Annotated in this window: 12 protein-coding genes; 3 read left to right on the forward strand and 9 right to left on the reverse strand. The window is 71.8% G+C overall.

Annotated elements, in window-relative coordinates:
- Positions 1–39 precede the first annotated feature (39 nt).
- Positions 40–438, forward strand: a complete 399-nt coding sequence (locus tag ACQPZF_RS16190; RefSeq protein WP_433272376.1) for a DUF6223 family protein — start codon at positions 40–42, stop codon at positions 436–438.
- A 9-nt stretch (positions 439–447) separates the two neighbouring features.
- Here ACQPZF_RS16190 and ACQPZF_RS16195 read toward each other — a convergent pair whose 3' ends face one another.
- Genes ACQPZF_RS16195 through ACQPZF_RS16210 form a run of 4 tightly spaced genes read right to left on the reverse strand, consistent with a single transcriptional unit; the run spans position 448 to position 3,944 of the window.
- On the reverse strand, positions 448–1,443 hold the full coding sequence (locus ACQPZF_RS16195) for a glycine betaine ABC transporter substrate-binding protein (RefSeq protein ID WP_433272378.1): 996 nt from the start codon (positions 1,441–1,443) through the stop codon (positions 448–450).
- The gene (locus tag ACQPZF_RS16200) at positions 1,440–2,195 is read right to left on the reverse strand and encodes an ABC transporter permease (RefSeq protein WP_433272379.1); all 756 of its coding nucleotides are present in this window, start codon (positions 2,193–2,195) and stop codon (positions 1,440–1,442) included. Before ACQPZF_RS16200 ends, ACQPZF_RS16195 begins: the two co-directional genes overlap by 4 nt.
- Positions 2,192–3,304: an ABC transporter ATP-binding protein gene (locus ACQPZF_RS16205; protein WP_433272381.1), complete on the reverse strand. Its 1,113-nt coding sequence runs from the start codon at positions 3,302–3,304 to the stop codon at positions 2,192–2,194. Before ACQPZF_RS16205 ends, ACQPZF_RS16200 begins: the two co-directional genes overlap by 4 nt.
- Positions 3,294–3,944 (reverse strand): ABC transporter permease, encoded by a 651-nt coding sequence (locus tag ACQPZF_RS16210; RefSeq protein ID WP_433272384.1) that lies wholly within the window; start codon positions 3,942–3,944, stop codon positions 3,294–3,296. The genes ACQPZF_RS16205 and ACQPZF_RS16210 overlap by 11 nt, the downstream gene beginning before the upstream one ends.
- Positions 3,945–4,130: 186 nt before the next feature.
- Here ACQPZF_RS16210 and ACQPZF_RS16215 point away from each other — a divergent pair, with 186 nt between their 5' ends.
- Complete coding sequence (locus ACQPZF_RS16215) at positions 4,131–4,970, forward strand: spermidine synthase (RefSeq protein ID WP_433272386.1); 840 nt, start codon at positions 4,131–4,133, stop codon at positions 4,968–4,970.
- A gap of 16 nt (positions 4,971–4,986) precedes the next feature.
- Here the strand turns inward: ACQPZF_RS16215 and ACQPZF_RS16220 are convergent, their stop codons facing one another.
- Together ACQPZF_RS16220 and ACQPZF_RS16225 are read right to left on the reverse strand one after the other, a co-directional pair.
- Complete coding sequence (locus tag ACQPZF_RS16220) at positions 4,987–5,481, reverse strand: RICIN domain-containing protein (protein WP_433272388.1); 495 nt, start codon at positions 5,479–5,481, stop codon at positions 4,987–4,989.
- Positions 5,482–5,582: 101 nt separating this feature from the next.
- Positions 5,583–6,524: an RNA polymerase sigma-70 factor gene (locus ACQPZF_RS16225; RefSeq protein ID WP_433272390.1), complete on the reverse strand. Its 942-nt coding sequence runs from the start codon at positions 6,522–6,524 to the stop codon at positions 5,583–5,585.
- Between the two features lie 168 nt (positions 6,525–6,692).
- Here ACQPZF_RS16225 and ACQPZF_RS16230 point away from each other — a divergent pair, with 168 nt between their 5' ends.
- Positions 6,693–7,178: a carboxymuconolactone decarboxylase family protein gene (locus tag ACQPZF_RS16230; RefSeq protein WP_433272392.1), complete on the forward strand. Its 486-nt coding sequence runs from the start codon at positions 6,693–6,695 to the stop codon at positions 7,176–7,178.
- Between the two features lie 53 nt (positions 7,179–7,231).
- On the opposite strand, the gene ACQPZF_RS16235 is transcribed toward ACQPZF_RS16230, so the two are convergent.
- The 3 genes from ACQPZF_RS16235 to ACQPZF_RS16245 all read right to left on the reverse strand — a co-directional run bounded on the left by ACQPZF_RS16235 (position 7,232) and on the right by ACQPZF_RS16245 (position 9,849).
- Complete coding sequence (locus ACQPZF_RS16235; RefSeq protein ID WP_433272393.1) at positions 7,232–8,260, reverse strand: ATP-grasp domain-containing protein; 1,029 nt, start codon at positions 8,258–8,260, stop codon at positions 7,232–7,234.
- A gap of 156 nt (positions 8,261–8,416) precedes the next feature.
- Positions 8,417–9,013, reverse strand: coding sequence for a dihydrofolate reductase family protein (locus ACQPZF_RS16240; RefSeq protein WP_433272395.1), 597 nt, complete (start codon positions 9,011–9,013; stop codon positions 8,417–8,419).
- Positions 9,010–9,849 (reverse strand): metalloregulator ArsR/SmtB family transcription factor, encoded by an 840-nt coding sequence (locus ACQPZF_RS16245; RefSeq protein WP_433272396.1) that lies wholly within the window; start codon positions 9,847–9,849, stop codon positions 9,010–9,012. Before ACQPZF_RS16245 ends, ACQPZF_RS16240 begins: the two co-directional genes overlap by 4 nt.
- Positions 9,850–9,860 lie beyond the last annotated feature (11 nt).

Below are 9,860 nucleotides of genomic sequence, written 5' to 3' on the forward strand. Positions count from 1 at the left end.
TGATCGGCGAAGTCCGGTCGTCTGGAGAAGGAGCACCTCATGTCCGTAAGTCACCTGCTTGCCGATGCCGATGTCTACGCCATGGGTTCGGGGCGGCTCGTCGCCATCGTCGCCGCGCTGACGGGCCTGATCGGCGTGGCCGTCGGCGGGTTGGCCCTGGCCCGCTCCGCAGGCCGCCCCAGCACCGGCACCGGCACCGGCACCGGCACCGGCACCGGCTCCGGGCGACGCGGGTCCATCATCGCCGTGGTCGCCGGACTGATCGGGATCGCGCTCGGCGGGCTGGTCGTGGTCACCGCCGACGGTGGTCTCGGCACCGGCAACGGCCTGGGCGGCGGCGTCGTGGCCATGGCGGTCGGGCTGGTCGGCGCGATCCTCGGTGGGCTGGCCCTGACCCGCTCCCGCCGCACCGCCGAGCGGTCGGGAACCGGGCAGTGACACGAAGCCTCAGGGACCGGGCAGTGACACGAACCCTTCGGCCACCAGCCAGTCACGGGCGACCACGGCCGGGTCGCGACCGTCGACGTCCACCTCGGCGTTGAGCCCGCGGATCGTGTCGTTGTCCAACTTCGCGGCGATGGGCGCCATCACCTCCGCGACCTGTGGATGGGCCTTGGCGAACTCCTCGCGGAGCACGATGGTGGCGTTGTACTGGGGGAAGAACTTCCGGTCGTCCTCCAGCACCACGAGGTTCAGCCCGAGGATCCGGCCGTCGGTGGTGAACACCTCGCCGAAGTTGCAGGTGCCCTGCGAGGTCGCGGTGTAGATCGTGCCGATGCCGAACGTCTTGACCTCCACCGAGCCCGGGTCGAACCCGTAGGCCCGCGCCACGCCCGGGAACCCGTCGTTGCGGCTGGCGAACTCGGTCTCCAGGCAGAACACGGCCTGGTCGGGCTCGCGTCGGATCAACTCGGCCATGTCCGACGTGGTCCGCAGGCCGTGCGTCCGGGCGAACGACTCGGTGACGGCGAACGCGTAGGTGTTGTTCACCGCCGCGTACTCCAGCCAGCGGAGACCGTTGCGGGCGAGGTCGGCGTCCCGCACGGCTTCGTACTGCGCCCGCTCGCCCGCGATCGGGTCGGTGTTGCCCAGGTAGCTGATCCACCCCGTGCCGGTGTAGTCCCACGACAGGTCGATGTCGCCGGTGATCAGCGCCTGGCGGGAACTGTTGGAGCCCTGGATGTTGGTCATGTCCCGCACCTCGGCGCCGGCCGCGGTCAGCGCGACCTCGGCGAGGTAGCCCAGGATCTGGCTCTCGGTGAAGTCCTTGGACCCCACCGCGATGCCGACCCCGGTCAGCTCCGGCACCGGCCGGATCGAGCCGGGCCCCACCTCGAACGGCAGCGCGAACGAGGACTCCAGGCCGCACCCGGACGCCAGCAGGCCGGCGGTGGCCGCCAGCGCCGCCAGCCGCCTCAGCCGGGTCGTCCGTCCCCCGCTCATCGCAGTCCCTTCGGTCCGAGGTAGGTCTCCACGACGGCGCCGAGCCAGTCCACCAACAGGGCGAGTCCGACGGCGAGCACGGCCCCGGTGATCAACACCGGCACCCGGGCGAGCTTGTAGCCGGTGTCGATCAGCAGGCCCAGCCCGCCGCCGTTGACGAACACCGCGAGGGTCGCCACCCCGACCGCGTGCACCAACGCGGTCCGCAGCCCGGCCAGGATCAGCGGCACCGCCAGGGGCAGCTCGATCCGGCGCAGCACGGCCCCCGCGGACATGCCGATCCCGCGCCCGGCGTCGACCAGCGCCGGATCGACCCCCTGCAGACCGACCATGGTGTTGCGCAGCACCGGCAGCAGGGTGTAGAAGGCGATCGGCAGCACCGCCGCCCACAACCCCTCCAACCCCGACACCAGGAAGAACAGCACCAGGATGCCGATCGCCGGTGACGCCTGGCCGATCGTGGCGATGCCGAGGAACACCGGCGCCGCCCGCCGCGCCCACCGACGGGTCAGCACGACGCCCAGCGGGACGGCCACCACCAGCACCAGCGCGGTCACCACGAAGCTGATCACCAGGTGGTCCCAGGTGGCCGACACGAGGTTCGCCGCGGTGAGGCTCTGCCGCTCGATCGAGTCGAGGTCCTGGGCGAACGCCCAGGCCAGCACACCGCCGACGAGCACCACCACGGCGATCGGCTGGACCAGCAACCGCAGCCGGTCGGCCCGTTGCCGCTGCGCCGCCGCGGCCGTCACGAGTCCGCCTCCGCGTGGTGTTCGCGCAGTTCCCGCACCGTGCCGATCACGGCGTCCATCTCCACCAGGCCGACGTACTCCCCGCGCGCGCCGGTGACCACCGCCGCGCCGCCTTCGGTGAGGATCGCCTCCAGGGCGTCCTGCAACGTCGACTGGAGCGTCACCGAGTCGCCCACCGGCCGCGGCTGCCCCGGGTCGCGGACGTGCGCCCAGCTCACCGGCCGGTTGCGGGCGTCCAGCAGCAGCGCGTACTCGCGTCCCGACTCGACCAGCCTGCGGCCGATGTCGGCGGGCTTGTCGGTCGTCCGCGCGGTCACCGCCCGGCTCAGCTCGACCTCGCGCACCCTCCGCAGCCGGAGCTGCTTGAGCGACGCGCCGGCCCCGACGAACCCGGCGACCGTGTCGTCGGCCGGGTTCGCCAGGATGGCCTCCGGGGTGTCGTACTGGAGGATCCGCGACCGCGGACCGAGCACCGCGATCCGGTCGCCGAGCTTGACCGCCTCGTCGAAGTCGTGCGTGACGAACACGATCGTCTTGTGCAGCTCCGCCTGGAGCCGGATCAACTCGTCCTGGAGGTTGCCCCGGGTGATCGGGTCGACCGCGCCGAACGGCTCGTCCATCAGCAGCACCGGCGGATCGGCCGCGAGCGCCCTGGCGACGCCGACCCGCTGCTGCTGGCCGCCCGATAGCTGCCGGGGGTAGCGGTCGCGGAACTCGGCCGGGTCCAGCCCCACCAGGTCCAGCATCTCGTCCACCCGGTCGGACACCTTCGCCTTGCCCCACCGGAGCAGCCCCGGCACCGTGCCGACGTTCTGGCCGACCGTCAGGTGGGGGAACAGCCCGGCCTGCTGGATGGCGTAGCCGATGCGGCGGCGCAACCGGTCGGGGTCCAGCGACAGGGTGTCCTCGCCGTCGATGGTGATCCGGCCCGACGTCGGCTCGATCAGCCGGTTGATCATCCGCATGGTGGTGGTCTTGCCGCACCCGGACGGGCCGACCAGCACCACGATCTCACCCGCCCGGATGGTCAGGCTGACCGAGTCCACCGCCGGCGCGGCGACGCCGGGGTACCGCTTGGTCACGTCGATGAGTTCGATCTCACTCGCCACGGATCCCCCTGGAGGTGGTGTGCCGGCCGATCAGCGCGAAGATCCCGTCCAGGACCAGCGCGAGGACGACGATGCCGAGCGTGCCCGCGATCGCCTGGTTGGTGGCGTTCGCGCTGCCCGCCCGGGTCAGCCCGGCGAAGATCTCCACCCCGAGGCCGGGACCGCGCACGTAGGCGGCGATCGCCGCGATGCCCATCAACATCTGGGTGGCGACCCGCGTCCCGGTGAGGATCGCCGGCCAGGCCAGCCGCAGCTCGACCTTGGTCAACACGCCGAACCGGCTCATCCCGATGCCCCGCGCCGCGTCCCGCACGGCGCCGTCCACTCCGGCCAGACCCACGATGGTGTTCCGGACGATCGGCAGCAGCCCGTACAGCACGAGTGCGACCACGGTCGGTTCCGCGCCGAGTCCCAGCACCGGGATGAGCAGCCCGAGCAGCGCGAACGAGGGGATCGTGAGGACCGCGCTGGTCAACGCGACGGCGGCGGCCGAGCCGAGCGGGCTGCGGTACACCGCGACACCGATCCCCACCCCGATGACCACCGCCACCACCGTGCACTGGACCACGGCACTGACGTGCAGCAGGGACTCCACCAGCAGCCGGTTCCACCGGTCGGCCACGAACTCCCAGAAGCTCATGGCGACGCTCCGGGGTCGGCAAGCCCCGAACGTCTTCCGGTGCGACGGATTCCCAAGTGGAGCCACCCCCGAGTGGTGAGCCGGCGAGGTTCCACCGTACGTCAGTCGATCAAGTTGCGGGTGTCCGGGCGGCCAACCACGCCGAAGGCGCCCTGGTCATGGTGGCCCGCGGTCTATGGTGGCGGCGTGGAATCCCGCGAAGCCGTGGACCGACAGGTGAAGTTCGGCGCGGCACGGCTGACGCCGGGCCCGTACCGCCCGACGAGCTGGCTGCTCACGGTCGACGGCACGCTCCAGTCCTATGTGGATCTGGCCGACCCGACGTACCTGCACCTGCCGTACATCGAGTGGGCGGCCCGGGTGCTGGACCTGCACTGGCCCGCCGGCGAGCCGGTGTCGGCCCTCCAGGTCGGCGGGGGTGGCTTCACGATCGCGAGGTACCTGGCCGCGACCCGGCCGGGATCGTCCCAGACCGTCTACGAACAGGACGGCCCGCTGGTCGACCTCGTGCGCTCGCACCTGGACCTGGACGCGATCGCGAACCTCCAGGTGCACGTCGAGGACGGCGAGGCGGGAATCGAACGCACCCCCGACGCCTCCGCCGACGTGGTGGTCATGGACGTCTTCCAGGCGGGCACCGTGACGATCCACCTGGCGGCGGTCGAGTTCCTGCGCGAGATCGCGAGGGTCATCCGCCCCGGCGGCCTGTACCTGGGCAACATGTGGTCAGCGGCGGACCTGACCCTGCCACTGCGTGCGGTGGCGTCCCTCACCGAGGTGTTCCCGCACGTCGTGCTCCTCGCCGAACCGGGCGTGCTGTTGGGCAGGAAAGCGGGCAACGTGGTCCTGGCCGCCTCCGACCGCGAGTTGCCGCACCGAGCCCTGACGACGTGGGCGGAGTCCGCCGGCAACCGCGTGTTCTGCCTCTCGGCCGCCCAGTTGGCGGCCTTCCGCGGCGCGGCGCCCCCGCTGACGGCCGAGCACCCGGCAGGCTTCGTCACCCCCGTGCCCCGTCGAGCCGGGTGACCGGTCCCGGCCGGCCTCACACCGCATCGGCCTCGACGGATGCGGGAGCCACCCCGACCGGACGCCACAACTGACGGGGGTGGTCGGAGCAGGGGTGCAGGGCCGTCGGCCGGTTTTCACCCAGGGCGGTCAGGCACAGCTCCGGCGTGAGGGCGTTCGCCAGCGACACCAGGCCTCCCGGCGCGCGGCGCACCACCCAGGACTGGCTCTGCGCGCCGATGCAGTCCAGCACGCGCACGTTGTCCGGCTCGTTCCCGGTCAGGCAGGACTCCGACGCCGGATGCGTCACCACCGCGAAGCGGCCCTCGTCGTCGTGGTGGATCGCCCAACGCTGGGTCGGCCCGCCGTGGCGTGCGGCGGTGAACACCTTGCCGTTCTTGGCCTTCGCTTCCAGGGCTTGGCCCGGCAGGCCGGAGCTGCGGAGCACGACCTGGTCGGGTTGCGCCTGGGCGGGCACGGCCGACGCCGCGAGCAGCAGCACACCGGCGAGCACGGACGACAGCGAGCGCATGACGTACCTCCTGGGACGGCTGCCCCATTAGCTCACTTCCCGGCGTTCCCGGACGGGCGAAGCTGTGCGCTCAACGGTGAATTCGTTGTCACGCCGGGTATTCAGCGGCGCAGAGTGGTCTCCCGCTCCATGCGCGACAGCTTCTCGGGATTGCGCACGGCGTAAAGCCCGGTGATGAGACCGTCGTCGATGCGCACGGCCATGACGGTGTCGAGCGCGCCGTCGAGCCGGAGGACCAGCGCCGGATGGCCGTTGACCTGTGCCGGCCGCAGCGACACCGCGGCGGCGACCCTGCCCAGCCCGGAGGCCAGCACGCGGGCCACCCTGTCGGCGCCCACGACGGGCCGCAGCACGGCCTGCACGACGCCGCCACCGTCACCCAGGAGGACGACGTCCGGTGCGAGGATGTCGAGCAGGCTTTGCAGGTCGCCGGTCTCGACCGCCCGGCGGAACGCCTCCAGCGCGCTCCGGGTCTCGGCGGGGGAGACGGCTCCGCGCGGTCGTCGTGCGGCGACGTGTGCCCGTGCCCGGTGGGCGATCTGGCGGACCGCGGCGGGGGTCTTGTCGACGGCTTCGGCGATTTCGTCGTAGGCCAGGTCGAAGACCTCGCGCAGCACGAACACCGCTCGTTCGGTCGGCGTGAGGGTTTCCAGCACCAGCAGCATGGCCATGGAGAGGCTGTCGGCCAACTCGACGTCCTCGGCCACGTCGGGCGCGGTCAGCAGCGGCTCGGGCAGCCACGGCCCGACGTAGGACTCCTTGCGCCGGCCGAGCGCGCGCAACCGGCCGAGCGCCTGACGGGTGGTGATGCGGACCAGGTAGGCGCGCGGATCCCGCACGGTGTCGAGATCGACGGTCGTCCACCGCAGCCAGGTCTCCTGGAGGACGTCTTCGGCGTCGGCGGCCGAGCCGAGCATCTCGTAGGCGACGGTGAACAGCAGGTTGCGGTGGGCGACGAACGCCTCGGTGGCGTGGTCCGCGCGGTCGTCCGGGCTCGTGCCCCCGCCGCTGTCCCCGGGCGCGGTCGGCGACGTGCCGTCCATGGGTGACTCCGCTTCATCCTCGACTGTGTCCCCCATCAGACACCGGCCACCTCCGTTTTGTGACACCGCGGTCTATGGCCTGCGTCACCTGCCCGTGCTGTCACAAGGACCGGGTCGCCGGCATCTCGTGTTCGTCCGGATCGCACCACGACGAGTGAGGACGAAGTCATGGAAACCCGTTTCAACCTGTTCGACAACGAGGTCGCCGGCAAGTTCGCCAAGCGGTTCGCCAACGCCGGCCTGGTGATCCACCAGTCGTCGCTGCCGAAGTCCACCCAGGAGCTGGTGTCGCTGCGCGCCAGCCAGATCAACGGCTGCGGCTGGTGCATCGACATGCACACCAAGGAAGCCGCCGCCGCCGGTGAGACGTCGGTCCGGCTCAACCTGGTCGCGGCCTGGCGCGAGTCCACCGTGTTCACCGAGGCCGAGCAGGCCGCACTGGCGCTGGCCGAAGAAGGCACCCGGCTCGCCGACGCCCACACCGGCGTGTCCGACGAGACCTGGGCCCTGGTGCGCGAGCACTACGACGACGACCAGACCGCCGCGCTGATCGCGCTGGTCGCCCTGATCAACGCGGCCAACCGGCTCGCCGTGATCGTGCACCAGCGGGGAGGTTCCTACGAGGCGGGCATGTTCGCCGCCTCGCTCACCTGATCGGCAGCCTCATCCCGGCCCGGGGACAGACCCGGGCCGGGCCGGCTCCGCCCTCACGCCGGCCGGGAAGAGGCGCGCGGCCTGACGCCCACCCCCGCCGCCGCGTCGATCGCGGCGGCGAAGACGCGGTGCAGCTCGTGTGGCAGGGATCGGCCGGCCGAGGCGAAGAGGTCCGGGTAGAGCGCGGGGCCGCTGTTGACGTCGACCACGATCGGTTCGCCGTCGTGGCAGATGATGTCCAGGCCGAGCAGCGGCAGCCCGAAGGCGCGCTCGGCCCGGTGGGCCGGCGCGGCGTGGGCGGCGGGCACCTCCCGGTGCTCGACGGAGCCGCCACCGCGTTCCGGGTCGTAGACCTTCCAGGCGAAGTCGTTCCACCGCACGTGGCGGTCCGCGCCCTTCCGGAAGCCGTACATCACCTCCTGCCCCGCGAGCGTGACCCCCAGCCACTCGTCCGGGTCGTTGGGGTAGAAGCGCTCCAGCAGGTAGCTGCGTGCCGACGCCGCCGACGGCACGCCGCGGACCCGTCCCTCGGTGGTCTCCGAGTCGATGTAGCCGACGATGTCCCTGAGCGTGGTGAAGCTGTCGATGAACAGCACGCCCCAGCCGAAGCAGCCTCGGCGGGGTTTGAGGACGGCATGCCGCCATTCCTCGATCGCGGGCGCCGCGGCATCCAGGGTGCGCCGGCTGACCGGCATGCTGTCCGGCACCGGGACGCCGGCGCGGGCGAGTGTCAGGTACGACCAGTGCTTGTCGAAGGCGACGGCGATCCGCTCGGGATCCGGGACGACCGCGGTGTCGTGCTTCAAGGTCAGCAGCGCGTCCAGGTCGTAGCTCCCCGGCTTCCGCGCGAAGTCGACATGCCAGAGGTACACGTCCAGGTCGTTCAGGCACACGTCGCCGCAGTGGACCCGGCCCTGGCGGATGTGGGAATCCCGGAAGTCCAGGTCGTGCGCGAACTCGACGCCGGGCATCCGCGACAGCAGGTCCATCAGCGTCGCGTGGTCGTCCGGAGGGATGACGCCCCCGTTCCCGACCTCGCCCTCGGCGGGGTGAGCGGGCAGAAACGTCCCCACCCTGAGCATGGCGCCACCTCCCGGCACGGACCACCGGCCCGCCGACACGACACAGCCTTCCGCCGAAGGGATCGCACCGCGACCGCCCGCCATGCGCCCTGCCTCGCGATACCACCCGAAAGATGACCCGCTACGACCGTGCGTCCACAGAGGACACCGCGGTCGTCAGCGTGCGCGGTCGTAGACCAGAGCGATCTCGCCCAGCTCGCCGGCGTCCTGGTGGGTGAGCGTCCACCGCGAAGCCGGCAGCTCGTCGAACAGCCGCGGCCCGCCCCCGGCGATCTCGGGGCACACCATGAGGTACAGCCGGTCGAGCAGGTCCGCCGAGAGGAGCGCCTTGATGACGCTCGCGCTGCTGTTGACGAGGATGTCTCCCTCGCCGGTGGCCTTGAGGTCCGCGACGACGTCCGCGGCGGGTGCGTTCACCACGCGGGTGCGTTCCCACGGCGCTTCGGCCAACGTGGTCGAGAGGACCACCTTCTCCGTGTCGACCAGCCACTTCGCGTAGCCGCGATCACGCGGGTCGGCGTTCTCGTCGCCGGCGACCGACGGCCAGTACCCCAGGAACCCCTCGGCGTTGCGGCGGCCGAGCACCGCCGTCGTCGCGGTCTCCCAGAGGCGGGTGAGGTGGTCCCGCGCGACCTCGGTGGTCGCGTACGGGACGATCGCGCCCAGGTCGCCGGGCCCGCCGGGGCCGTGGTAGCGGCCGTCGAGGGTGAGACTGATGTTCGCGGTCACCCGGCGGCCGGTGGAGTCGGTCATGATGGTGGTTCCGTTCCCTTGGTAGGTGCTCCGGTGGTGTTCCGGGACGTGCCGACGGCGTCGGCGAGGTGGTCGAGCACCTGCCCCCAGCCGGTTCCGATCCCGGCGATGTAGGGGACGGCCTCGACGGTCGTTTCGGTGATGCGCAGGCCGAGTCGCAGCCGGGTGCCGTCCGGGGCCGCGGTGAGCGTCAGGTCGTAGTGGCCGGTGAACGAGACCGCCCCGGCCGCGTCCAGCACCGAGAGGTCGAACACGAGGCGTTCGGCTTCCTTCGCGCCGTGGACCCGTCCTTCGGAGCGGTACCGCCCTTCGGCATCGCGGTATTCGAGGACGGCGCGCCCGCCCGCGCGCGGCTCCAGAGCGCAGTCGGTGACCGTCATGGACGGTGGGGCCCACCAGGACCCCAACAGGTCGGGGTCGACCCAATGCCGCCAGACGAGGTCCGGGGGAGCGGCCAGCAGCCGCTCGAACGAGAAGACACGGCCGTCCGCCCACCGTTCCCCGTCCGCGACGGCCGTCTCCGCCTCGATGGCAGCGCGGTACCGCGCGATGACGTCCCGCTCGCCCTCGTGCGCTTCGGTGGCCTCGACCAGTTCCCGCAACCGATGCGCGAGAGCCGCCAAGGGCTCCGTCTCGACCGCGTAGACCCGTCGTTGGCCCAACGGGAAGACGGTGACGAGGCCGGCGCGGGCGAGGGTCTGGAGGTGCTTGGTGGTCTGCGGCTGCCGCAACCCGGTCAACTCGGCCAGCTCGCCGACGGACCGGGGCCGCTCGGCGAGGAGTTCCACGATGCGCCACCGCGCGGTGTCTCCGAGGGCTGACGCGATCCGGTCCATGGCAAGAAGTA

Source organism: Actinosynnema sp. CS-041913 (genome assembly GCF_050942485.1).
Taxonomy (GTDB): Bacteria; Actinomycetota; Actinomycetes; order Mycobacteriales; family Pseudonocardiaceae; genus Actinosynnema.